The following is a 21,995-nucleotide window of genomic DNA, read 5'->3' as shown; positions in this document are numbered from 1 at the left end:
TTGCTATAATTAGTTGTTGCTATCGTCTTCGTCCTGATATTTTTTGGCTAAATCATCCACTTCAGTAGATGCATTCGTACCAAATGTATCAATTGGACGGTTAAGAATGTCTTCCGTTCTTTTTGCTTCAATCTCATCTTGTTGTTTTTTGCGACGCCACCAGAAGAACAGGATGGCTACAACCGCCACGACAATCAACCCCATAAAGACTGGAATCCACGGCGAAGTCGTTACTTCCATCATCCGGTCAGCAGCATCCCTAAAGGAATTACTGAAAAACGCTTCCTCACCTAAACTAGAATCGTAATAATTCCGATCAATATAATCTAAGATAATATTAACCGCTTCGTTATCGACCACTTGCTTTGCCTGGGTTCCAACGGTGATATAGGTATTATAATCCGACGGGACAGGTTCATAAAACAACAACAACAAATGCGCCTCATCAGTAAACAACTCATCATAAAGTTCATTAGCATACGTTTCTAACGCGTTTATAGTCACATTAGAACTAGATAAACCAGGGATATTTTCTGTAATATAAACGTAGGGTTGAACACCCGTCTCTTGATAAAAATGTCGCAAACCATTAGTCATTTGCGTTTCATTACTAATCCAACCGGCTTCGTCAGTATAATAATCGGTCTCGTTGACTGCTCCAGACGGCAAAGGTTCTCTTTCAACCGTGGACGTTTGAATCGAATTATTGCTAAAACCAACTGTATTATTGTTACCACCACCGCCAGCTAACATGGAGAAAATCCAAATGATAATCCCAAACACTATTAAAGCCACAATGATGGATGTACAACCACAACCAGCGCCAGCGCCACCACCAGGTCCCCATCCGTAATTACGTCTTCGGTAAGGTCCACCAGTAAATATCGGGCCTGTTCGAATCACCGGCCTTGAATTCCATCCACCTCCGGTATTGCGATTACTTCCGCCGCCCCAAGAGGAACCACCACGACCACGACTACTACTCCCGCCGATACGGCCACCGCCACCGCGATTACCTCCTGAAGAGCCGCCACCACCACGACCGCCGCCGCCACCGCCGCCTCGTGCCATTCCAACACCTCTCTTCTATAAATCGTTTGTATCCATTTTCAATATAGCATATGCCTATTTAAAATTCAATTTAGAGCCCTTTTATACCAATAAATATCACAAATATACTGTAAAGTAAGTGTTTTGAACAATAAAAATAGACCTCATTATTAAACGAAGTCTACTCTTACCTACTACAATTTAATTAAGCCTAATTTAGTTGCCTTAGCGACTGATTCTACAGCGTTATGGGTATTAAGTTTCTTATAGATTGAACCAAGATGATTGCGTACCGTTTTGTCTGCAATATCCAATTCAGTAGCGATATTTGATTGTGTTGTACCTTGAGCTAATCGAATAAGAATAGCCCTCTCTCTTTCAGATAAGGTAGTATAGCTCTGTTTAAGACGTTCTGAATGAGGAAAAACTTTTTTGTTTTCAAAATGGACTTGTTTTAATGCAGTAATTAGTTCTTCAATTGACGCATCTTTAACAATAAAACCATACGCCCTTATTTCTAAAGCTTTTTCATGGTAAGCAACTAAATCGAACCCTGAAAAGAAAATTACTTTTTTCTTATAGTGATTAATAATATATTCACCAATAGTCAATCCATTTTTATCACCAAGTTGAATATCTAATAAAACGATTGAAGGATCAAATGATTTAATTATTGTATCTAAATCCTCAACATTTTGAATAAACTTATATTCGGATATTTCAGGAATATCTTCCAAAGTTAATTCTACACTTTTACCAATTATTAAGTGATCATCAATATGTAAAATCTTCATTTTCCTCTCCTTTACCCTCATTTAGCGGAATCATTATTGTGATACAAATACCTTTTCTAATACCTGAAAAACTATCTAATTGAAATAATCCATTTAACCACTTCACATCATTTTTAACCGATAACAAACCAAAATGTTGACTACTTTCATTTATTTTGTATTCTAAATCTTCATTTTGCATAAAACCAATCCCATTATCCTCAATCGTTATAATCAAAGTATGATCAGCTTGAGTGATACTTGTCCTAGCTTGTTTCGCATCTGCATGTTTTCCAATATTTATATTGAGTTCTTTGATTATTCGATATATGATAGTGACCATTTGAGTGGAAATTTCTAACGCACCATTAATTTGATATTCAAAGTTTGTATGACTGTATCGACTATTCATGTCACCCATTAACATTTCGATATTCTTATTAAATGATAGCAGTGAAAGCATCGCTGGTGTAGATTGATTGATTTCTTTACGTAAAAGTTTGTTTAGACTTAACAATTCATCATTCAATAGCTTAATAATTCGCTTATCTTTCTCTGAAGTTCCACTTAAATTTTGGAGGATTATTCGCATTCCATTTACACTTTGTATCACTTCATCATGCAAAAAATTAGAAAAATGTGCTCTTTCTTGATCCATATTATTCAGTAATTTATGTTGGATTGAATCTTCAATACTTATTGGGGATTGAATATATTTTTCATTATTAATGTGTAAATTTTGAAACGAATGAACCAACTGGACATACAAAGGCATCTGTTTGTCTACTTCACTGACATCAATGGATGCATCGACTAATTGAAACACTACCCATAAAGTGGATTCCTCAATTGGTTCCTTTAGAAATTTAAATGCTTTATTATTAAACTCTATTGTTTGACTATTGTCAGTTTGTTGAAGTATCTCAATTAATTTCTGTGAATTTAGTACGTTTCGATTGGCTAAAATACGAAAGTCCCCAGAGGATTCCAATATTAACATTATTTGAGGACTCTGAGTGATCAAATGCAACTGCGATAAAATCAACTCATAAAGATCATAGGATGTTTTAGCAAAATTAATTTGATTGAGTATTTCGACTTTTTCATTCGAAAAAGTAAAATATTTATTTTTATTTGCTTGCATATTTTTATTACTCCACCACTGATATGCCACTAATGTCAAAAATATAAGTGTATAAATCAATAAAGTATAAAATAACGAAAGATAGCTGTTTTCTGTTAAAACTGAATAGATGAGGAAAAATACATAGGCTGGCAAGATAGTTAAAAACGTAATGATCGAATACATAGACAATTTAATGGTACGATCTTTGATAAACACATAGAGGAAAGCTATAGAAATATTAATAATTAAACCGAAAATTAAAAAATCATAGTGAAATTGAATAGAAGGAAAAAAGAGAGCAGGGATTAAATTAATCAGTATAATTGGCAAAAAGCCTATAATAAAGCCAATGATTACCATGCGGCTAGTGTGTGAATTATAAAAACTATATCTAGCTTTCCAAATGGTTAAAAAGGAAATAATAAAACTATTTAAAAACAATAAAATTAGAGCGGGAGTACCATGCAGTCGTAAAAGAAACAATGTGGCAAAAACTGCTCCTGTTATAGCTAATTCTATTTTAAAAAAACGAACCAGCTTTACATTTTGAAGTGCAATCATTTCAGTGAGTAGGTTATATAAAAGTAACGGGAGCATTGATAGGATCACTAAAGCGATATTGTTAATAAACGTAACTCGAATATAGATCAAGCTAAACATTAGCGCTAAAAAGATATTAAATATCACTAAGTTATAGGTCGATGGTTGCGAAGGTGCATCTCTATATATGACAGTGGGTATGAGTAATGTAAAGAACCCGAATAGGGTGAATGAGCTTAACAACTCATTCAATAAATGTGGGTTTAAGAGAAAGTATAGAATAACTCCAATAATAATTATCCATGCAGTAATGAGTAACATCCGAAGTGCTGAGTGTGATTTCATACCTTGATATCTCCTTGGTTTAAATATAAATTTAGCAAGTAATACTTATCTTTATTATTAACCGATAAACTATCAAGTGATTTAAAGGCTTCTTTGTAATATAAATCCGAAGCATATAAACAATAATGGAGAGCTCCGCTACTCAATATAAAATCAACAATATATCTTCGAGAATCAATATCTGATCTTTGTTGATTAATTATTAATTGAAATTTCTTATTTTTCAATTCTTTGGCATCTCTAATCCTTTATTAATAGGCAAGGTAGATGCATAATTGAGTAAATCACTCTTATTGATATTTTGACTATCAAAAGCATCATTTTTTAGTTGCATACCAATAGCTAAATTAGTAGCAAAGTTTTGCCATATCTTTTTCTCGTTTGGAACAGCTAAATAACAAACTAATTGAAATAAGGAGACACTTTTTTTAGTGCTTTGAAGAATAAATTGGTCAACATTTTCAATAATAAAAGGTTTCCTATAGTAATCAATAAGTTGACTATTAATTGAATCTGAAAGAAATAATTGAACTTTATCAAATTGAATGTCACTATTAAAATTCTGTATTTCAGATAAATTTTTTATTTATGAAAATATGATATTTTGAAGTGATAATACACTATCGGGACTATATTCTACTTGAGGTCTATCCTGATCAAGATAATCATCTAGCCCATTACTCGCCCAGAAAATCAACTCAATATTTGCGGCATAACGAAACGTTGTTTCTCCATGAGCCAATTCATAATCAAATAGGATGATAAATATCATTCCTATACTAAAATCATCAACTGATAACTTATTTATATCTTCTTTGATTAGATCGTTTATAAACAAACTTAATGCAAGGTCATCAATATTGATTAGTTCATCTTTCAAGAAGTTAATATATTTCTGAAAGGTACTCCTCAATTTCTTTTTCATATTTAGACATCCAATCATCAATTTTAGGTGTAGAAAATTTAATCAACTGATTAAGTTGTTCCTTTTGCGTACTTTTCATTAATTTCTGCTCAAATAAAATTAGTTTGGAATTAATATTATTGTCTTTCAAAGCCATCCCCCATGTCTCTTATCTTTATTTACAATTATATCATAATTTAATTAAGTGAATAGAGTTATGGTTGATTTTACCGCTTTTACCTATTGCAAACGGTTTAAATTGACTGTATGCTATAGTCATAAAACAGTATGCATACTTTTTATAAAATCGGCTGTCGTAAATCAATCGTTGAACTATAGCCAAAATAAAGTAGAAATTTAACTAACTAGCAATACTCTAGATTTTTTAGAGTATTGCTTAAATTTTATATAGAGGGTAACGTATACATGAAAAAACATTTTAAAACAATAATTATTGGTACCATTACAATTACCTTATCTGCTTGCTTTCCAACCGAACAAAGGAATTTATCCAATAATTCAGAAAATGGTACTATTTCGATTATCGAAGACTCAAATAGTGAAAATGAAAATAAATTCATAGATGATTCCTCAGATGTTGTGACCTTTGATGCTGACCTTTATATACCTGAAGGTCCATATCTAGCATCTGTTCCAGCAAAACCACTTGAATTTGAAAGTGATGAAGTTGTCAATTTATTTAATACGTATGCTACTAGTCCTTTATATCAGACTGTTGACGAAGGATGGTCTGAACGATGGGAAAATGAAATGGGAGATATATTAACTTTTGACTATATAGATTTTTCATTTTATAACCATAAATTCCTAACAAAAGCATATAATCAAGTATTATCTATAGATGGTGAGTTTGTGGGTAACAATTTTTTTGATTTATATGAATTTAAGGAATTGGAAAATAATCCTAGTGAAAGTGTTATCCAATCAATGAAGTATATTTTAGATCAATTAGGCATTGAACATTTAAACACACCTAAAATTGCGGCACTAACTGACTCTGATTTAATTGCTTATAATGATGAAATATTTCTTATAAGAGAAAACTCTAATATTTCTGAATTTGAAACTGGTGATCAAGTATATGTAATTGAATACCCACTAACTCTCGGAGGAGCCTCACTAGCTACAACTGGATATACTGAAGAAACTTTATACGGATTTAATGGATCGAAAGCGATTGGAATTTTTCATGAGGAAGGTCTAGTCTATTTAAAAATGACAGGCTTATATCAAATAAATGGAAACTATGAAAATGAATTCATATCAATTATGACGATGAATCAGCTGAAAGATGTCCTTATTAATGAGTACAGTGGAATCATAGGTTTAGGAAATGTAGTCGTCAATGAAATTGCACTACAATATTTGCCAATTATGGAAGAAATCCCAACCGAAATTGAAGATTTTACATTTAATATTGAGCCCTACTGGATCGTGAATACTACTCAATATCATGATGGTGAGAAGATTGGACAAGGTATGAGTATTGATTTGTACTCTGTAATTGATGGTTCAAGAATTAAATAAGAAGGTGATTAGCATTAATTCTTTTCAGCTATTTAAAGCAGATTTTAAACGCTTTGTGTTAAACTATAAAATTGTTTTAGCAATTGTAGGTGTAATCGCTACATTAGGCGTATCAGCAAACGAATATATTATGTCTGGTATCAATGCAACCTATCTAGTCGAACGATCGATTTTTTCGCTTTTTCCAACACAACTCATCTTGATCGTTGCATCTTTTCCTGTTGTTTCAAGTTTTGTTGAGGATTGGGAGTTTCGTTATTTATACAATATTGCCATGCGTTCTGGGACAAAAGAGTATTCAATTATCAGACTCTTTTTTGCCTTCATTACTTCTTTTGGAATTACATTCATTGGTTGTATGATTTTCTTTGGCATTGCATTTATATATTATCCTCTATTAAATGAAGGTCATCCCATTGAATATCAAGTATATCCACCCTATTCTGAATTGGCATATACTAGCTTTCCGGCATCTTATACTATAGCTCGAATCATTATCTATTCCTTATCAGCCGGCTTTTGGACAATAGTAGGGTTATTTGTTTCAACTTTAATTCCAAATAAATTCGTTGCTTATGTTAGTCCATTTATTGTGAATTATTTTGTATCATTTAGTAGTTTTTTACTCCCGAGAATGTTACAAGAGGATGTTGTATCAAGGTCGCGTGTGGTATTTCCAGATAGTGGTTTTTGGCCTCACTTTGTTTACTTTATAGTTTACTATATCATACTAATATTAATCGTCGGCTGGGAATTCTATCGAATGGTTATAAGGAGGTTAAGCAATGAATTACTTTAAGAAAGTAAGCCGAATTGCTTGGCTTAATATAAAAAAATGGCGGAGTAGTTTACGTATTATAATGATTGGTATCTTATTGGTCATCTTTATACATGCGAATCTAACAAATTTAATCGACTTTCTAAATTCTGTTGATATCCCCATTACACCATGGGTTTTCCCTTTTCTGCTTGAATGGCGATCTCAAAAGCTTTTGTTATTTTTGCCCTTAATTTTTCTATTTAGCGATGCTCCCTTTATTGATAAAAATCAATTGTATGTTGTGTTACGAGCAGGTCGACTTTCTTGGGCTAGTGGTCAAATACTATATATATTATTTGCGAGTTTTATATACTTTTTCATAATTATTATACTCACAATCCTTATGCTAATTCCAAATGTAACCTTTGATTTACAATGGGGAGATGCGATTACCACATTGAGTAAGACAAATGCTGGTGATAATTTTGGTGTTATAATTCCGTTCAAACGTCATATTCTTGATTATTTTTCTCCATTACAAGCTATGTTTTATTCTTACCTACTTTCAAGTTTAATAGGAAGTATACTTGGAATGTTGATGTTTGTGATTAATGTGGTCAGTAAAAAGTCTGTTTTGGGGATAATTATTACATCAAGTATGGTATTATTTGATGTAATAATTTGGTCACGTGGGCTACTACTTTGGTTTTCTCCTGTTTCATGGGCGACTTTAAGTGCTATTCGTATTGATGGAGCGAGAGGACTTCCCAATTTCACTCAAATTATGGTGATGATTAGTCTAATAATAACTACTTTGATTACGCTAATATTTTGGCTAAGTAAGAAGATGGAACTGAATGAATTACATGCAGAATAGTAAGGAGGAGATTATGGTTCCAGCAATTGAAGTAATCAATTTATCAAAGAGCTTTGGAAAAACAACTATTTTAGATGATGTTAGTTGTCATTTTAATAAAGGACAAATCCATGGAATCATTGGTAGAAATGGCGCAGGAAAAACTATTTTAATGAAATCTATCTGTGGCTTTATTCGTCCCGATAAAGGCGAAATCAAAATTGATGGCGAGTTAATGACAACTCGCACAGATAAAAAATTGGAAGATATCGGCATCATCATTGAATCCCCTGGCTTTTTACCTGCTTTTGATGGCTATAGTAATTTAAAATATTTAGCTTCCATACGAAATGTCATAGGCGCTGAAGAAATTAATCAAGTTCTAGAAACAGTTGGTTTAACCGCAGCCGCCAAGAAAAAAGTCGGCAAATACTCTATGGGTATGAGACAACGATTAGGTATTGCACAAGCGATTATGGAAAATCAATCGATATTAATTTTAGACGAACCTATGAACGGTTTAGATAATCGTGGTGTGAATGAGATGCGAGAGTTATTTTTAAAACTTAAATCTGAAGGCAAAACCATTATTTTAGCTAGTCATAGTAAAGAAGACATCGAGATTTTATGTGATACGGTGATTGAAATGGATCATGGGAAGATTATTGCGTCAAGATAATATTCAACAGAAATCATCTCAATCCCAGCACAAGTTTTCAAGATTTTAAGGTTTGAAAGGAGATATTTATATGAAATCCACAAAATTGATTATCCCTACATTACTACTAATTCTAACCTTCTTACTCTATCTTTTAAACTACATTAACATTGAACATGCTGTATTTCTGGCTGTTGCTTCCTATTATTTATGGGAGAGAGAAAATAGTAAAAGCGAATTAATGACACGCTATGTCGTCTATTTATTGTTGATGCTATTAATGTTTTTAGCAAAGAGTGGTCTAATTTTTTGAAAAAAATCAAACGGCAGATATCATTCATTTAGAATGGCATCCGCCGTTTTATAATACTATATTTCCACCGTCAAAAACTTCTCAGCCAAAACCACTTCTTTGTCCGTTAAACCTTTCACCGTCTCTAACATGACTTGATGATCACCGTAAATCGGTAAATGCGATAAAATCGTCTTCTTAGCGCCACTTCTATTAATCAACTCAGCGACTTCTTCCGTATTCATATGTCCTGACTTAGCACCACTGTAACCAGAATACAAACTGCACTCAGTCACTAACAAATCAGCTCCCATGCTAAATTCAATCAACTCAGCCGTTAAAGAAGAATCCGCGGTGTAAACCAAAACCTTTGCGTCCTTTTCAATCCTGACTGCCAAACACTTCACTGGATGAGTGGTTACCATAAATCGAATGCTCATACCTTCTAATGATAACTGCGAATCTTCATCAATATAAACTAACTGACTATTCTCCCCCATCTTCAAAGTTGGACTAATAACACCATCTTCTTGCGTAAAAATGGTCAAAGGATTCAAAGCAGGATTTAGCATCTTCTTTACCAACCGATTATACACAAAAGCACCGCCATCACTAAAATGATCGTAATGATAATGCGTAATCAACACATGGTCAATCTGGTCAATGTCTGCCACTTTTTGTAATTGGCTCATCGTTCCCGCCCCACAATCCAGCAACAATTGAAAGCCATCCACCTTTAACAAGTATGACGACGTTGCATGATCTGCCGGTGCACTACCCCCATGATAACCAATAACCGTTAATTCCATTTCTTCTACTCCCCATTCTTCAAACGCACATATTTCAATAATTTCTTGGTATAGTCATTCTTGGGATCGTCCAAAACCTCTGCCGTCGTTCCATGCTCCACGACATCCCCACGAAACATCACAATCACTTCATCGGACATATACTTCACCGTCGCAATATCATGTGAAATGAACAAATAACTGGTATGATACAACTTCTGCATCCGTTTCAACAAGTTTAAAATCTGTGCCTGCACTGACACATCCAAAGCTGACACACACTCATCGCAAATGATAATCTCAGGATTCAACAGCAATGCACGTCCAATCGCCACCCGTTGACTTTGACCCCCACTCAATTCCGACGGATAACGGTCCAAATAGCTGGCATCCAAACCCACATCCTCCATCATTTGCTCCACCTTCACCAAAGCCTCCGCCTCATCATAATGCTCACTCAAAGCCTTTAGCGGCTCCAACAGCACTTGCTTAATCTTATAATAAGGATTCATCGACCCCTGCGGATTCTGAAAAATAAACTGCACATTCCGCCGGAAAGCTTGATAGTCCGCCCCTTTTAACTGACGAATATCCCTTCCCTTATAATAAATAACGCCGCTACTTGGCTTCTGCAAATCGCCTAAGACTTCGCCTAAAGTGGATTTTCCACTACCACTTTCACCCACTAAACCAATGGTTGTATCAGCTTTAATCTCAAGGGATACATGATTAACGGCAATTAAGGACTCCTTTTTAAATAAGCCACTATTCTTCTTGGGGAAAGTTTTAACGATATTTTCAGCTTGTAATAACATCTTACTCCCCCTTTTTATAATAATACGAAATATCTTTTAATGCTTCATTGGGATCTTGATCCAGTCGCAAAATCACAGACAAGAGCGCCTGCGTGTATTCTGCTTGTGGCCGAATAAATATCTCCTGTGTTGCCCCTATTTCTTGAATAACCCCATTATAAATCACAATGACATAATCACAATACGCTTTAATCAAAGACATATCGTGTGAAATAATCACCATGGTATTTTGGGTTTCTTCATGGAGTTGCTTCAACAATTGCATGACTTGATATTGCACTTCGGCATCGAGAGCAGTCGTGGGTTCATCCGCAATGATTAGCTCCGGATCACACATCATCGCCAAAGCAATATTAACCCGTTGACGCATCCCACCACTCAACTCTTGCGGTAAGGCTTGTAAAACGCGTTGTGGATCGGTAATTTCGACATACTCTAATAATTGGATGGCTTTTTGTATAGCTTCTGCCTTCGTTCCAAGCTTATGTGTCAAGTAACCGTCGATTAATTGTGTTTGTATTTTAATTAATGGATGCAAGTACTCGACGGTATTTTGCGGAATGTAGCCGACATTGCGTCCAATTAATTGCCGCCGTTCTTGATCTGATAGTTGATAAGGATCAGACCCTAATAGATTTAACCCTTGATAAGATGCATTCAAGGTTGGCGGTAATTGCCCTAAGAGAAATTTCATGGTTATGCTCTTACCTGAACCTGATTCACCGACAATACCGACAGAAGCACCTTTAGGGATTGAAAAGCTAACGTCTTTTAAAATTGGCTTACCGTTTGTATCAGAGATATTTAGTTGGTTGATTTCAATGGTTTTTGTCATACTAAACACCTCGTCTCGTGGTCAGTTTGTCGTTAAGGGCGTCACCCACAAAAATAAAGCCGAGCACGACGATAATTAAAGCAATACCCGCTGGCATAATTTGAAAAGGATACAATAAAACATGTTGCTGTGCTTCGCGTAACATCAAGCCTAACGAGGCATCAGGCGGCTGAATTCCCAAACCTAGAAAGGATAGGGATGACTCGATGGTAATAGCACCGGCCACACTGGAGGTAAATTGGGTAATGATTTTGGGCAATAAGGCTGGAAAAATATGATTCCAAATGATTTTAGGCTTGCTGAGACCATAGCTGACCGCCGCTTTAATATACAATTTGGATTGGTGCTCCAACATGGTTGAATAAGCCAGACGAGCGAACACTGGAATCATCATAATCCCAATAGCTAAGATGGTGTTCAGTGAACCGCGGCCAACTAAAAAGACAATCAGCATGGCTAAGAGTACTCCTGGAAAAGCAATCAGTCCGTCGATGATGCTCATCAAAATCCGTTCAAGCCATTGCGGGCTAGCGCCTGCAATGGTACCGATGGCTGTCCCGATCACCATTCCAACGGTCACTGAGCCAATGCCAACCGTAAAAACAGACCGCATCGAATGCATGACACGCGCTAATACATCGCGTCCAAATTGGTCGGTTCCTAAAAGGCGGTCGCGACTTGGCATGGCAAAGCGGTTGGTCATATCAAATTCTGTGGGATCGTTTGGGTAGACAAAGGATAGGAGGAACAAGGCTAAGAAAATAAGGATAAAGAAAATACCGATATAGAGGGAAAATTTAATGCCGTATTTTTTAACGGATGACTGTATCTGTACTTGACTCATGCATTTCCCTCCAATTTGATGGTTTTATTAACTAAAGCATAGAAAATATCGGTCAGCACTGAAATCATGATAACCACCGATGTAATGAATAATATAATGCCTTGTAGGAGTACCATATCACGTTGTTCGACGCTCACGACGAGCAGACGCCCCAGTCCAGCAAGTGAAAAGACGGTTTCAATCACAGCCGTCCCGCCGAATAATCCTGCAAATTGCAAGGCTGCCACCGTCACAGGTGTCATAATGGCTGAGCGCAAGGCATAGACGAAAATTGCTCTGAAGCGACTTAGCCCTTTTACGTTTGTTGCAATCATGTATTCGGAACTGAGGGCGTTCATCATGGCGGTTCTCACTTGTCTGATAAGTGAACCGACTTGTGAAATAGCTAAGACTAATGAAGGAAGGATGATGGAACGAATGCTCCCCCAAAAATCAGCGCCTAGATCAAAGCGTCCGGCTACGGGGAACCAACCCCAGCGTGCGGCTAAGTAGGTTAAGGCAATCATCCCCACCCAAAAGGTTGGCATGGCAGCGGTTATTTGTGTCGTCAACCGAATTAAATAGTCTACCCAAGTAAATTTATTAATGGCTGCAATAATTCCTAAAATAAGTGCGATAATAAAACTTACTACTGTCGAAATGATTGCTAACGTAATCGTTACTGGTAAACGTTCACCGATTAGCTGACTAACCTCTTGTCCAAAATAATAACTTCTACCTAAATCACCTTTTAATGTATTCACTATCCATTCCCCATATTGAAAAATCAATGGATCATTTAGACCCATTGATTCTCGTAAGGCAGCTAAACTTTCTGGTGTGGCATCAGTCCCTAGGATAAGTGCCGCGGGATCCGATGGGATTACCTTTAAAACTAAGAAAGTGATAATGGATACGATAAAGATGACAAGTAGACCTTGTAATATTCGTTTTATCGTATAAATTGCCATAGTTTAATTGTCCTTTTGTTTTATTCGTATACTAAATCAGCGTATTCGTAAATATCAATTGGATATTGTGTGAATCCTTGTAAACTTTCATCCATAATCATCATCGCTGTTGGTGATTGGATGTATAAAGCAGGCACTTCTTCAGCTAAAATAGCTTGTAATTCTTGGTACATAGCTGTTCTTTCTGCTTCATCTTGTGTTTGTGGTGCTGTTTCTAAGATTTCATCCACGCGAGCATTGCTGTAGTTGAAGTAGTTTTCAGGACTGTCTGTATGGTAACGTGCTAACCATTGGTAAGCATCCAAACGTCCAGTGTGTCCCATAACTGTCATGTCATAGTTACGTCCTGTATAAACACTTTCTAACCAAAATGCCCATTCCACGATTTCGATATTCGCAGTAATATTTATTTGTTGGAGTTCTTGAGCAATGATTTGACCGGCATCAACGTAGGCTTGGTAGTCGCTTGGTAAGTACATGTCTAAGGTAAAGCCATCAGCATAGCCGGCTTCTTCCATTAGGGCTTGGGCTTCTTCAACGTTGTATGCATATTGGTCTGAGTGATCCACGAATTCTTTTAGGACTGGTGGATAATGTGAACCAATTTTCGTACCGTAACCGTACCATACGTTGTTGATAAGGCCATCTTTGTCTACGACAAGGTTAATAGCTTGGCGAACTTCTGGTACGGCTAAGTTTTCATTTTGCAAGTTCATCGCTAATAATTGTAGTGAGTTCATTGGGTTTTCATTGATTTTGTAGCCTTCTAATGATTCAACTAGAGGCACTTGGTCACCTGAAATGCTCATAATGTCTACTTCACCTGATTGAAGTGCTAAGATACGTGCTTGTGCATCAGGGATAGTTTGTAAGTTGATGGTTGTAATGGCTGGATCTTTCAAGCCGTCTTCGTTTGCTTCTAAGACTAAGATTTCTTGAGGAACCCAATTAACCATTTTGTAAGAGCCTGTTCCGACTGGATTGCTTGATAAATCATCACCAACAGAGGCTTCAACAATCGCAGCCCATGGGTAAGCGAATTTTGAAATTAATTCTACGTCAAGGGTTTCAGTCGTGAATGTGATTTCTGTATCTGATACGACTTCAATGTTTGTGATGTTGGCATAGTCGTTAGCACGTGGTGAGCCTTCACCTTGTAAACGTTCGAATGAAGCTAATACAGCATCGGCATTGAATGGTGTGCCGTTATGGAACGCGATATCTGAAACGAGTTGGAATGTAACGGTTAAACCATCTTCACTTACTTCCCATGATTCAGCTAATCCAGGGATATATTCACCTTCTGGAGTGACTTTAACTAATGTGTCATAAATATTGTTAGTGACTTGGAAGGTTGATGCAGCGGTTGTCCGTTGTGGATCCAGTCCATCTGGGTCAACTGAAATCGCGAAATTCAATTCATCCGTATTTTCTTCTTGTGCACTAATGGTTGTAGCAGTTGGTACGATGCTTGCAGTCAGCATTAAAGCTAAACTTGCTAATAATAGTAAGCTCTTCTTCATTCTAAAACCTCCGTTTGATTGTCATTCTTGCTTTAGTATACTCTTGTTTTGTAAATCTTACGTTAAGTTCGTGTAAATTTTTTCTGTGGAATAGGTTTTATTTCTTAATAAACATTGTTTTGTGGGGGTTATGGAAATAAATAGTGGTGTGGTAAGAATGAGTGAGGATTTAGGGTGTAGCGTAAATTGCGCTGTGCCTTCAACTTGCATGAGGAGGTTTAGAGCAAATTGTGCTACGCCTTCAACTGATAAAAGGAGGCACAGAGCGATTTCTGCTGTGCCTTCTCCACAGTTTTATGAGATTTCATGCAATAAATCGTTGAAATTTGGTTATAAATCTAGAGAAAAAGCCTACATACCATTGTGATTGTGGTGTGTAGGCTGTGATAAGTATTAGAATTTGTCTCGGGCGAGGCGGAGTTTTTTAAAGGCTTCGACGGTGTCGGCTTGCATGAAGAGGTTGATTAGGCGCTCGAAGCCGATGGTGGTTGGGAGGCTTGGAAAGCCTGTGGAGGTGAGGCGCTCGGTTTTGACTAGGGCATCGATGAGGTTGCCGTTGGATGGTTGGATGGTGCGGGCAAATTTCAGGTTTGTGACGGTGTATTCATGGGCGGGATATACCAGGGTGGTGTCGGGTAAGGCTTTAAATTTTTGCAGAGCATCGAATTGAGCTTGGTAATCTTGTGTAAAGACGCGGCCACAGCCGGCAGCAAACAGGGCATCGCCGCAAAAGAGCGCGTTGTCGGTTACATAGGATATGTGACCGGCGGTGTGGCCTGCTGTTAGGATGATATTGAAATCTTGGTTTAAAAGGTTGATGGTGTCGCCTTCTTTTAAGATTTCGGTTGCTATATCTTCGGTTTCTTGCGGACCATAGACTGGTGTGTCAGGGTAGTGTTTTAGGATTTCTTTGACGCCTCCGGTATGGTCATCGTGGGCATGGGTGAGTAAAATGGCGGTTAGTTTTTGGCTGTTGTTAGCAAAATAATCTAGCACGCCTTGTGCTTCACCTGGATCAACAATAATGGTCTCCTCGCCTTCTTCGATTACCCAAATGTAGTTATCGCTAAAGGCTTTTATTGGTGTTACGTTCATTTTGTTTCACTCCTTTTATTGACTTAGGTTTATTATACCAAATTGATGCGTAAATTTATTGGAATTAGCTTGATTGAGAAGCAGGTTTGTGATAGGCGGAGATATTTATTTAAAAGAATTTCTTGCATCTGGGGGGATTAAATTTTACACTAGGGGAATGAGATTGAAGAAAAGTTGGTATGGATGATGAATGAGAAATTAACGATAAAAAATAGATTAGTGGTAGCATCTTTGATTTTTGGCTTGTTGTTTGGGGCGGGGAATTTGATTTTCCCGATTTCGCTGGGGCAGGTGGCAGGTGGGCATTACACGCCGTCCATGTTGGGGTTTAATATTACGGCGGTGGGATTGCCTTTGTTGGGGATTGTGGCTTTGGGTTTATCGGAGAGTGAATCAGTTATTGATATGGCTAAGCATGTGTCAATACCTTATGCATACTTTTTTACGATTGCGCTCTACTTAACGATTGGGCCATTGTTTGCGACGCCGCGGACGGCGACGGTGTCGTTTGAAGTGGGGATTGCGACGGCTTTGCCTGCGGAATATGTACAAATTGCTTTGTTGATTTATAGCTCTCTTTTCTTTTTAGCAGTTTTGTACTTTGCTTTAAGGCCAAGCGGCTTGTTGGATTGGGTGGGGATTTATTTAAATCCGACCTTTTTGGTGTTGTTGGCTGTGATTGTGGTACGGGCTTTTACGTCGGGGTTTCCGTTGATTACGGAGGATTCGTCGCAGTTTGTGTCGTCGACTGAGGCTTTTTCGGTTGGTTTTCTTGAGGGTTATAACACTATGGATGTGTTGGCTAGTTTAGCTTTTGGGATATTAGCGATTCAGTCGATTAAGCAATTTGGGGTTAGGTCATCTGGGAAAGTGGCTCATGAATTGGTCGTGAGTGGCGTCATAAGTTTGGTTGCGATGGGGTTTGTTTATGCTTGTTTGGAGTTGTTAGGGACACAAAGTTTGAATTTTACTGAGGTTTCGCCTAATGGTGGCGTTGCTTTGTCGATAATTACGCAACATTATTTTGGATTATTTGGCCAAGTGATTTTAGCAGCGGTTATGATTGTGGCTTGTTTGAAAACGGCGATTGGTTTAGTGGTGGCTTTAGCTGAAGCTTTTTCTGAGTTGATGCCTGGGTTTTTGTCCAAAAAGAGTTGGACAATTACGGCTACTTTGGTTTCTTTTTTAGTGGCTAACATTGGTTTGGAGCGTATTATTTCTTATTCGATTCCAGTATTGATGTTGTTGTATCCGTTGGCGATTACGTTGATTCTTTTGCATTTAGTTAAGCCTTTGGATGGAAAGCGTCGGGTGTTCCAGTCAGTGACTGCATTTACTTTTGTGGCTGGGGTATTCGATATGGCGAAGGTGTTGCCTGCGGAGTTGAGCCAATTTTTACCTGTGGAGAGTTTAGTTGGCTTTGCTGAGCGTGTGTTGCCGTTTTATGCGTATGGTTTCGGATGGGTTATGCCAGCTGTGGTTGGGTTGGTTGTTGGGTTGGTGTTAGAGAGGGTTTTGGGTGAGTGATGAGGTGGTTGGGTTATGATATTTCGGCGGTGCGGTGGATTAAGCTGCCGAATTGTTGGGGAATTCGGCGGCTTAATTAGTGATAGTTTACAGATATACTAACTACTTACCTTTGTGCTGACAATCAATTTATCTTAAATGAAACGCTAAACCTGGCTTATACTGCTTTCTTTTGGTTCGAGTTAATATTTGTTAACTAGTTTTTGGTTCGAAGCAACTTTTATTACTTCGTTTTTATTTCGACGCAACTTTTATTGCTTCGTTTTTATTTCGAAGCAACTTTTATTGCTTCGTTTTTATTTCGACGCAACTTTTATTGCTTCGTTTTTGGTTCGAAGCAACTTTTATTGCTTCGTTTTTGGTTCGAAGTAACTTTTATTGCTTCGTTTTTGGTTCGAAGTAACATTTATTGCTTCGTTTTTATTTCGAAGCAACTTTTATTGCTTCGTTATTAGTGAAGTAGGAACTGGATACTATCAAAGTAATGGTCGTCACTATGACGACCGTTATTTTTAGTGCAGAGATATTTATTTGAGGGGTGATTAGCCTTTGACGGCGTTGAAAATTTGTTTGGCTAGGTTGCCGATGGCGGAGTCGGACCAGTAGTCAGTTAGAATGGTGATGATGTAGGGGCGAGTGCCATCCACGATGCCGGTTGAGTGATTGTAATACGGCCACCAAGCGCCAATTTTTTGGAAGACATTAGCTGCGACGGTGTCCAGTTTGGTGTTGTCGTAATCGGTTTGGTCCATGGCTTCCATGGCGTATTGTTGCGGGTGGTCGTAAATGTAGCGCATGACTTGATTGATTTGGCGCGCGGTCATATTCCGGCTGTAGCTTGGGGCGCCGTAGACTTCTTGCGTGAAGCGGTTGAAATCGGCTTTGTCGCGATAGCCCACATAATGCAACAACATATTGCTGCCTAGATTGTCGGAATTATCAATGGTTCGGCGGACTACTTCTTGTAAAGTATACGATTTATTTTGGTAATTTTCGTATTGAATGGTCCCGCTACCGCCCCATGAATAGGATTCAGCATAATTGTAAATGGCTGGCGTATAGGTCAACGGCGTTTGCCAAGATAAATTGCCCTTCTCAACTTGCTCCAATGTATAAGCAATTAAGACAATTTTCGGTACAGATGCCCCATAAACTGAACGATCTCCGTTCAATGATGCCGTACGCAAATCTCCTTCGACCAAACTTTCATAAAAAACATAGATTGACGAGTTTTTGTACTGGTTCAATACGTCTTGAACCGCTCCATGATTTCCAGTTAAGCCCTCTTCTGGATTTGCTGGCGCCGTCTGTTTGGGATCCGTCACTAACAAACGATCCCCTGAATAAATATAATTACTCGTCAGATTGTTCCAGCTTTTCAATTGCGCCACACTAATATTATTTTGCGATGCAATCAACCATAAATATTCACCGGATTTAACGGTGTGGTATTTAGCTTGAGGTTGGGGTGGAGTTGGGGTTGGCGGCTCTTTTTCTTTCGGCGGTTGCACGATAACTGGATTTGTAACAACCAAACGATCCCCTGAATAAATATAATTACTCGTCAGATTGTTCCAGCTTTTCAATTGCGCCACACTAATATTATTTTGCGATGCAATCAACCATAAATATTCACCGGATTTAACGGTGTGGTATTTAGCTTGAGGTTGGGGTGGAGTTGGGGTTGGCGGCTCTTTTTCTTTCGGCGGTTGCACGATAACTGGATTTGTAACAACCAAACGATCCCCTGAATAAATATAATTGCTCGTCAGATTGTTCCAGCTTTTCAGCTGGTCTACGGTAATTCCGTATTGAGTGGCAATCTTCCATAAATAGTCACCGGACTTGACGGTGTAATAAGTGGGTGGTTGAGGTGTTTCTTCTTTGGGTGCTTCGGGTTCTGTCGGCTGCTCTGGTTCTTCGGGTTTTTCTGGTTCTTGTGGTGGCTCTGGTACCTCTGGAACTTCAGGAAGTTCCGGTTCTGCAGGTTCTGCTGGTACTTCAGGTTCCGTCGGATTTTCCCATGGGTTGGATACTACAAAGCGGTCGCCTGCAAAAATGACATCTGTCTTCAATTGATTCCACGACTTCACTTGACTGACGGTGATAGCATTTTGCGACGCAATCCTCCACAAAGTATCCCCTGTTTTTACAACATAATACTGCGGCTCAATGGCGATAGGTGGCTGACTTGGATGGCTATCAGGTTGACTAACGTACAAACGATCCCCAGAATAGATATAATTGGATGTCAATTGATTCCAATCTTTGATTTGCTGCACTTCAACCCCATAACGCTGACCAATCAAATACAAATATTCTCCGGATTTAACGGTATGAATTTGTGCTGAGTTTTTGGTCGTCAGAGTCTGCATAGAAACCGTTGTTGGCACTTCTTCTACGTGGATACTTTCGGCTGCCTCTTCAACAACAATTTCAACTTCTTCTACAATTATATCTCCGTCAGACTCGACTTCTGCAATTTCTTCATCATCTGCTGCCACGTCAAGTACATCTTCAATCATTTCTTCAACCAACTCAAAAACCGTTTCCTCACCTGTCATCATTAAACTCGCTTCATCTTGGTCTACGATTGTTTCTTCTGCTTCTGCTAGTGGGCTTTGCAGGTATAAAAACGCAAGTGTACCGGCAACTACAACCCACCTTCCTTTTGATTTATGCATTTTCTTTTTCATAAGATCCTCCGATAAAATTATTTATAAGTCTATTTTATCATACCTTTCGGCTTTTTGTTAGGGTTTTCATTATTATTAAAATAATATTAGTACTGGTTTTTTAACTCAAATATATATCGGTTTATATTACCTTAATTAATTCATAATTTAGTCGTGGTTTTATCAAACTTTTATAAGGAAAACTTAAGCTATACTGCATTGTGAGCGCTATCTAAATTGGTTAAAATGAAGTATAATGTGGTTGTGACAGAGATATCGAGGTAACTCAAAATAATCTATGAAAAACATGAATAGATGCTGTTTTGAAATCTCGAGGTAGTTAGATGGGTGGTTGATACGCAAAATAGCTCTTGACATTGGTTAAGCTTTCGCTTGCTTTTGGCTCAAGGGCGACCAGGTATACGAAAGAAGGCAGGCTAACGCTCGCCCTCAGGATTGGAAAATTTTAAGCGAAAGCTTAACCAATATCAAGAGTGCGCGATGCCTATTTTTAGATGGATAAAGCCATTCATTCCTTAAAGGGCTCACGGTGCCGAAAGTTGGTTTAAAACCCTATCGGTTGTTGTGCCATTAAATAGTCTTCGGCTAAATTGAGCAGTCTTATCCATTTTTGAGGCATATTGTTACATTGTTGTAGTTCAGGTAGTTGAACAGGTACGCTGTTTTTATCTAACGCAGAATGCGGTCTTAAGAAATTAAAATAAGCCGCAAACAGCTCCACATGGGCAATCGACCCACTCTGTGAGCCGAAGCCACCTAATGGCTTATAATTGCCTTTAAAGGTCCGATTCAAACGTTCGATAATTTGTTTCAATGGCCGATATTCAGTAGACACTGGATCGTCGTTCGTAAGTCCGATGACTTGGATGATGTCAAGGGGTTTATCGTGTTGGGCAAAGAAAGCTTGAGCGAGTTTATAAATGGGATTGCCATCAACGATGAGTTCGAGTTTTTCAGGTATCTTATCAAAGCGTTTGAGAACATCCCAAATAGCTCGAATGGCGGTCTGTGCGTTGCGTTGAGGTGAGACACGATTGGACAAGATAATTTTATTGACGGCATCAAAAAAGAAGAAAACATAATGCCACTTACCTTGCACCCGAATATAAGTCTCATCACCACAGAATTGATCAGATAATTGATAAGGAAAGTTTGTTGTAAAAGGCTGTACAAGGGCACCGACAGAGCGTCGGTAGTTACGAATCGTTTGTCCCGATATTTTCAGCTCATGAACATCAAACATTAGTGCGGCTGTTTTCTCAGCCGATAGGCCATAGTTGACACAATAAGTAAGGATAAGTCCAAGCGCTCTAGGCGAGCAGTGAATGTTACTGAGTTGAACGACCGTTGGAATATTGGGTGAGTCCTCTAAATCCGAAAGGTTTAAAGCAAAGTCCCGAAATATATAGTGCATCTTAAACTCGTAGGGAAATTGTTTGAAGCGTTCTTTTTCTTCCGGGGTCATCTTTTTTAAACGGTCTTGATAATAAGGACAGGCTTGATGTCGACATTTATAAATCACAAACCCCTCACGGTGTTTGATTAAGTCTAGGTTACCTTGGCAATGCGGGCATTCTAAAGCAATCTCTTTACTGAATCGACTCTTTTGATTAAAGCGTTCTTGGCAGATTTTACAGCTATACTGACCTTTTCCTCCATTATTGATATACAAATAAATGGATGGCGCTTGACAACAAGGACAGGTGATGTGTTCATCTACCTGAGTTTTAGAACCATGACGTTTAATCGGCTTACAGGGTTTTCCGTGAAGCGCTTCATACGCTTGAAGTAATAAGCGATAATCTTTCTTATCCATGGATTTGATAATGGGTAAATCATCGACCGTCAATCGTTGATAATCTAAATGATCAGGTGGCGTCAAATCAGGGGATTTAGAGTGAGCGAGGCTATTATCTAATTGAGTGGATAAATCTAAAATAATTTCGCATAAAAGGTTAATAATATGGAATAAATAGGTTATAATTGAATCAGGCACTTGTATCTTCTCCTTTGAAGGCAAACTTGATTGGTTGTACATTCAATTTTAACCGATATTGGGGAGGGGGCAAG

The 21,995-nt window shown here is 37.9% G+C and carries 20 protein-coding genes; 6 read left to right on the top strand and 14 right to left on the bottom strand.

Translation table 11 applies throughout. The annotated features are described in order from the left end of the window. Nucleotides 1-9: 9 nt before the first annotated feature. The 5 genes from NRE15_RS12005 to NRE15_RS11985 all read right to left on the bottom strand — a co-directional run bounded on the left by NRE15_RS12005 (nucleotide 10) and on the right by NRE15_RS11985 (nucleotide 4,895). A complete protein-coding gene (locus NRE15_RS12005) occupies nucleotides 10-1,071 on the bottom strand; it encodes a TPM domain-containing protein (protein WP_313793120.1) in 1,062 nt (353 codons plus the stop codon). A gap of 173 nt (nucleotides 1,072-1,244) precedes the next feature. After that, a complete protein-coding gene (locus NRE15_RS12000; RefSeq protein ID WP_313793119.1) occupies nucleotides 1,245-1,844 on the bottom strand; it encodes a response regulator transcription factor in 600 nt (199 codons plus the stop codon). Next, nucleotides 1,825-3,834, bottom strand: coding sequence for a hypothetical protein (locus NRE15_RS11995; RefSeq protein WP_313793118.1), 2,010 nt, complete (start codon nucleotides 3,832-3,834; stop codon nucleotides 1,825-1,827). The genes NRE15_RS12000 and NRE15_RS11995 overlap by 20 nt, the downstream gene beginning before the upstream one ends. A 586-nt stretch (nucleotides 3,835-4,420) precedes the next feature. Beyond that, complete coding sequence (locus NRE15_RS11990; RefSeq protein ID WP_313793117.1) at nucleotides 4,421-4,759, bottom strand: hypothetical protein; 339 nt, start codon at nucleotides 4,757-4,759, stop codon at nucleotides 4,421-4,423. After that, complete coding sequence (locus tag NRE15_RS11985) at nucleotides 4,719-4,895, bottom strand: hypothetical protein (protein ID WP_313793116.1); 177 nt, start codon at nucleotides 4,893-4,895, stop codon at nucleotides 4,719-4,721. Before NRE15_RS11985 ends, NRE15_RS11990 begins: the two co-directional genes overlap by 41 nt. Before the next feature lie 269 nt (nucleotides 4,896-5,164). Here NRE15_RS11985 and NRE15_RS11980 point away from each other — a divergent pair, with 269 nt between their 5' ends. The 5 genes from NRE15_RS11980 to NRE15_RS11960 all read left to right on the top strand — a co-directional run bounded on the left by NRE15_RS11980 (nucleotide 5,165) and on the right by NRE15_RS11960 (nucleotide 8,873). After that, nucleotides 5,165-6,286, top strand: a complete 1,122-nt coding sequence (locus tag NRE15_RS11980) for a hypothetical protein (RefSeq protein ID WP_313793115.1) — start codon at nucleotides 5,165-5,167, stop codon at nucleotides 6,284-6,286. Between the two features lie 4 nt (nucleotides 6,287-6,290). After that, nucleotides 6,291-7,085, top strand: a complete 795-nt coding sequence (locus NRE15_RS11975) for a hypothetical protein (protein WP_313793114.1) — start codon at nucleotides 6,291-6,293, stop codon at nucleotides 7,083-7,085. Next, nucleotides 7,072-7,923: a hypothetical protein gene (locus NRE15_RS11970; RefSeq protein ID WP_313793113.1), complete on the top strand. Its 852-nt coding sequence runs from the start codon at nucleotides 7,072-7,074 to the stop codon at nucleotides 7,921-7,923. Before NRE15_RS11975 ends, NRE15_RS11970 begins: the two co-directional genes overlap by 14 nt. A gap of 13 nt (nucleotides 7,924-7,936) precedes the next feature. Continuing rightward, nucleotides 7,937-8,581 carry an ABC transporter ATP-binding protein gene (locus NRE15_RS11965; protein ID WP_313793112.1) on the top strand — a complete coding sequence of 215 codons (645 nt, stop codon included), beginning with the start codon at nucleotides 7,937-7,939 and terminating at the stop codon, nucleotides 8,579-8,581. A gap of 70 nt (nucleotides 8,582-8,651) precedes the next feature. Then, entirely contained in the window at nucleotides 8,652-8,873 is a 222-nt protein-coding gene (locus tag NRE15_RS11960; RefSeq protein WP_313793111.1) for a hypothetical protein, read from the top strand. A gap of 56 nt (nucleotides 8,874-8,929) precedes the next feature. On the opposite strand, the gene NRE15_RS11955 is transcribed toward NRE15_RS11960, so the two are convergent. The 7 genes from NRE15_RS11955 to gloB form a co-directional block, all read right to left on the bottom strand. Then, nucleotides 8,930-9,661, bottom strand: coding sequence for an MBL fold metallo-hydrolase (locus NRE15_RS11955; RefSeq protein WP_313793110.1), 732 nt, complete (start codon nucleotides 9,659-9,661; stop codon nucleotides 8,930-8,932). 5 nt (nucleotides 9,662-9,666) lie between these two features. Then, a complete protein-coding gene (locus tag NRE15_RS11950) occupies nucleotides 9,667-10,455 on the bottom strand; it encodes an ABC transporter ATP-binding protein (protein ID WP_313793109.1) in 789 nt (262 codons plus the stop codon). Nucleotide 10,456: 1 nt separating this feature from the next. Beyond that, complete coding sequence (locus NRE15_RS11945; protein ID WP_313793108.1) at nucleotides 10,457-11,290, bottom strand: ABC transporter ATP-binding protein; 834 nt, start codon at nucleotides 11,288-11,290, stop codon at nucleotides 10,457-10,459. A 1-nt stretch (nucleotide 11,291) separates the two neighbouring features. Beyond that, nucleotides 11,292-12,134 carry an ABC transporter permease gene (locus NRE15_RS11940; protein ID WP_313793107.1) on the bottom strand — a complete coding sequence of 281 codons (843 nt, stop codon included), beginning with the start codon at nucleotides 12,132-12,134 and terminating at the stop codon, nucleotides 11,292-11,294. Further along, nucleotides 12,131-13,084, bottom strand: a complete 954-nt coding sequence (locus tag NRE15_RS11935) for an ABC transporter permease (RefSeq protein ID WP_313793106.1) — start codon at nucleotides 13,082-13,084, stop codon at nucleotides 12,131-12,133. Before NRE15_RS11935 ends, NRE15_RS11940 begins: the two co-directional genes overlap by 4 nt. 20 nt (nucleotides 13,085-13,104) lie before the next feature. Further along, nucleotides 13,105-14,607, bottom strand: coding sequence for an ABC transporter substrate-binding protein (locus tag NRE15_RS11930; protein ID WP_313793105.1), 1,503 nt, complete (start codon nucleotides 14,605-14,607; stop codon nucleotides 13,105-13,107). 393 nt (nucleotides 14,608-15,000) lie between these two features. Further along, nucleotides 15,001-15,702 carry a hydroxyacylglutathione hydrolase gene (gene gloB, locus NRE15_RS11925; protein WP_313793104.1) on the bottom strand — a complete coding sequence of 234 codons (702 nt, stop codon included), beginning with the start codon at nucleotides 15,700-15,702 and terminating at the stop codon, nucleotides 15,001-15,003. A 186-nt stretch (nucleotides 15,703-15,888) separates the two neighbouring features. On the opposite strand from gloB, the gene brnQ reads away from it, so the two are divergent. Then, nucleotides 15,889-17,229 carry a branched-chain amino acid transport system II carrier protein gene (brnQ, locus tag NRE15_RS11920; RefSeq protein ID WP_313793103.1) on the top strand — a complete coding sequence of 447 codons (1,341 nt, stop codon included), beginning with the start codon at nucleotides 15,889-15,891 and terminating at the stop codon, nucleotides 17,227-17,229. 542 nt (nucleotides 17,230-17,771) lie between these two features. Here brnQ and NRE15_RS11915 read toward each other — a convergent pair. Both NRE15_RS11915 and NRE15_RS11910 read right to left on the bottom strand, forming a co-directional pair. Continuing rightward, nucleotides 17,772-19,925 carry a LysM peptidoglycan-binding domain-containing protein gene (locus tag NRE15_RS11915; protein ID WP_313793102.1) on the bottom strand — a complete coding sequence of 718 codons (2,154 nt, stop codon included), beginning with the start codon at nucleotides 19,923-19,925 and terminating at the stop codon, nucleotides 17,772-17,774. A gap of 544 nt (nucleotides 19,926-20,469) precedes the next feature. Further along, nucleotides 20,470-21,921, bottom strand: a complete 1,452-nt coding sequence (locus NRE15_RS11910; protein WP_313793101.1) for a DDE-type integrase/transposase/recombinase — start codon at nucleotides 21,919-21,921, stop codon at nucleotides 20,470-20,472. Nucleotides 21,922-21,995 lie beyond the last annotated feature (74 nt).

Source organism: Fundicoccus culcitae (genome assembly GCF_024661895.1).
GTDB classification, from domain to species: domain Bacteria; phylum Bacillota; class Bacilli; order Lactobacillales; family Aerococcaceae; genus Fundicoccus_A; species Fundicoccus_A culcitae.
Note: the sequence above shows the minus strand (reverse complement) of the source record. Positions and strands in the feature narration are given on the sequence as shown.

Coding starts and splice junctions, on each gene's coding strand:
- NRE15_RS12005 (WP_313793120.1), bottom strand. CDS start 1,071: ATGGCACGAGGCGGCGGTGGCGGCGGCGGTCGTGGTGGTGGCGGCTCT.
- NRE15_RS12000 (WP_313793119.1), bottom strand. CDS start 1,844: ATGAAGATTTTACATATTGATGATCACTTAATAATTGGTAAAAGTGTA.
- NRE15_RS11995 (WP_313793118.1), bottom strand. CDS start 3,834: ATGAAATCACACTCAGCACTTCGGATGTTACTCATTACTGCATGGATA.
- NRE15_RS11990 (WP_313793117.1), bottom strand. CDS start 4,759: ATGAAAAAGAAATTGAGGAGTACCTTTCAGAAATATATTAACTTCTTG.
- NRE15_RS11985 (WP_313793116.1), bottom strand. CDS start 4,895: ATGGCTTTGAAAGACAATAATATTAATTCCAAACTAATTTTATTTGAG.
- NRE15_RS11980 (WP_313793115.1), top strand. CDS start 5,165: ATGAAAAAACATTTTAAAACAATAATTATTGGTACCATTACAATTACC.
- NRE15_RS11970 (WP_313793113.1), top strand. CDS start 7,072: ATGAATTACTTTAAGAAAGTAAGCCGAATTGCTTGGCTTAATATAAAA.
- NRE15_RS11965 (WP_313793112.1), top strand. CDS start 7,937: ATGGTTCCAGCAATTGAAGTAATCAATTTATCAAAGAGCTTTGGAAAA.
- NRE15_RS11960 (WP_313793111.1), top strand. CDS start 8,652: ATGAAATCCACAAAATTGATTATCCCTACATTACTACTAATTCTAACC.
- NRE15_RS11955 (WP_313793110.1), bottom strand. CDS start 9,661: ATGGAATTAACGGTTATTGGTTATCATGGGGGTAGTGCACCGGCAGAT.
- NRE15_RS11950 (WP_313793109.1), bottom strand. CDS start 10,455: ATGTTATTACAAGCTGAAAATATCGTTAAAACTTTCCCCAAGAAGAAT.
- NRE15_RS11945 (WP_313793108.1), bottom strand. CDS start 11,290: ATGACAAAAACCATTGAAATCAACCAACTAAATATCTCTGATACAAAC.
- NRE15_RS11940 (WP_313793107.1), bottom strand. CDS start 12,134: ATGAGTCAAGTACAGATACAGTCATCCGTTAAAAAATACGGCATTAAA.
- NRE15_RS11935 (WP_313793106.1), bottom strand. CDS start 13,084: ATGGCAATTTATACGATAAAACGAATATTACAAGGTCTACTTGTCATC.
- NRE15_RS11930 (WP_313793105.1), bottom strand. CDS start 14,607: ATGAAGAAGAGCTTACTATTATTAGCAAGTTTAGCTTTAATGCTGACT.
- gloB (WP_313793104.1), bottom strand. CDS start 15,702: ATGAACGTAACACCAATAAAAGCCTTTAGCGATAACTACATTTGGGTA.
- brnQ (WP_313793103.1), top strand. CDS start 15,889: ATGAATGAGAAATTAACGATAAAAAATAGATTAGTGGTAGCATCTTTG.
- NRE15_RS11915 (WP_313793102.1), bottom strand. CDS start 19,925: ATGAAAAAGAAAATGCATAAATCAAAAGGAAGGTGGGTTGTAGTTGCC.